2 protein-coding genes and 1 pseudogene are annotated in these 1,401 nt (G+C 47.2%); all 3 read left to right on the top strand.

All coding sequences use genetic code 11. From position 1 onward, the window contains the following. Window positions 1–136 (top strand): annotated as a pseudogene (locus BN338_RS13795) (phage protease); the annotation flags it as partial. Then, window positions 133–477 carry a hypothetical protein gene (locus tag BN338_RS07515; protein ID WP_244427633.1) on the top strand — a complete coding sequence of 115 codons (345 nt, stop codon included), beginning with the start codon at window positions 133–135 and terminating at the stop codon, window positions 475–477. The pseudogene BN338_RS13795 and the gene BN338_RS07515, both read left to right, overlap by 4 nt. Before the next feature lie 12 nt (window positions 478–489). After that, on the top strand, window positions 490–1,401 hold a 912-nt coding region (locus BN338_RS07510), incomplete at its 3' end, for a major capsid protein (protein ID WP_039760623.1).

The following is a 1,401-nucleotide window of genomic DNA, read 5'->3' as shown; positions in this document are numbered from 1 at the left end:
CCCCCCACAAAAACTTGCGCCAGAAGAGATTGCTCTTGCGGCGCGCCATTATCAAGAAGAGCAGAAGAAAAAAGGGTTGGACATCAGCATTAGCCAAGCGGTTGAGCATATTGAAGAGCAAAAGGAGCGCTCATGATGAGTACGATGGTTTTGATTAAATCTTTTCGCGTTTGTGCAGAGGTTTCCCCTTATTGCATTGTTGCAGCGCGCGGTGATGGCATGGTGGCAACGGCTTCTGGAAAGGGAGATAAATTATTAGGAACAGCTGGCTCTTTGGGAGCAAAGGCTGGTGAGATGCTTGATGTTGGTCAATGTGGTTGGGGCGAAGTGATCTGTGGGGGCAATGTTTCCTTTGGTGATTTATTGACCTCTGACCCCAAAGGGCACGCCATTAAGGCGGAATCTGCAGACCGCACCATTGGTATTGCCATGAGTGATGGCTCGTCCGGTGATATTATTTCTTTTAAAATTAATTAATTGAGGCTTAAAATGAACAGACCTTTTCCCATTGATCCAACACTCACCGCCATTGCTATTGGTTATCGCAATCCAGCCGGCTCTCTTATTGGCGATAAAGTTTTGCCCCGTGTTTGTGTTTTAAGTGAAGTGTTTAAATATAGTGAATTTCCTTTGGCAGAAAATTTTACGGTGCCTGAGCTTGAGGTTGGGCGGAAAGGACGCCCGAATGTTGTGGAATTTTCTGCTTTTGAACGGGAAGCCAGTGTGAAAGATTATGGGCTTGATGATCTCATCCCCAATTCCGATATTGAGGCGGCAGCACGGGCACGGGCAGAAAAGCGCTCTCGTTATAACCCTGAAAAGACAGCTGTGGAAGGGCTTGCCAATTTGCTGGAATTGGGGCGTGAAGTGCGTGTGGCAGCGCTTGTGCAAGACAATAAAAATTATGCACCAGAGCGGGTGATAACGCTTAAAGGTGAGGATAAGTTTAGTGATTATGAGAAATCAGATCCTTACGCTGTTTTAGATGAGGCAATGGATAAAAGTCTTATCTATACACCCAACACCCTTGTGATGGGCAAAGTTGTTTGGTCAAAGCTCAAACGCCATCCCAAAATCATCAAAGCCGTTAAAGGGGGTGGTACTGCGGATGGTTTTGTGACCAAAGCGCAGTTTGCGGATCTGATGGAAATACACCCCGATCGTTTACTCATTGGTGAATCGCAAGTGAATTTAGCGCGCAAAGGACGTACAGCACAATTGGCACGCGTTTGGGGCAATAAGATTGCTCTGCTTTATATTGATCCTACCAAACAACAGGCAGATGGTTCGGTGATCAGTTGGGGCTTTAGCGCTCAGTTGGGCGAGCGTTTGTCTGGGGTGATCCAAGACCCAGATATTGGCTTGTCGGGTGGTAAACGGGTGCGTGTTGGTGAACGCGTG

The organism is Bartonella queenslandensis AUST/NH15 (assembly GCF_000312585.1).
In the GTDB taxonomy this organism is placed as follows: Bacteria; Pseudomonadota; Alphaproteobacteria; order Rhizobiales; family Rhizobiaceae; genus Bartonella; species Bartonella queenslandensis_A.
The sequence above is the reverse complement of the archived record's forward strand: the minus strand, read 5'-3'. Positions and strand labels throughout refer to the sequence as shown.

Excerpts from the sequence above, each read along its gene's own strand:
- BN338_RS07515 (WP_244427633.1), top strand. The coding sequence starts at position 133 with ATGATGAGTACGATGGTTTTGATTAAATCTTTTCGCGTTTGTGCAGAG.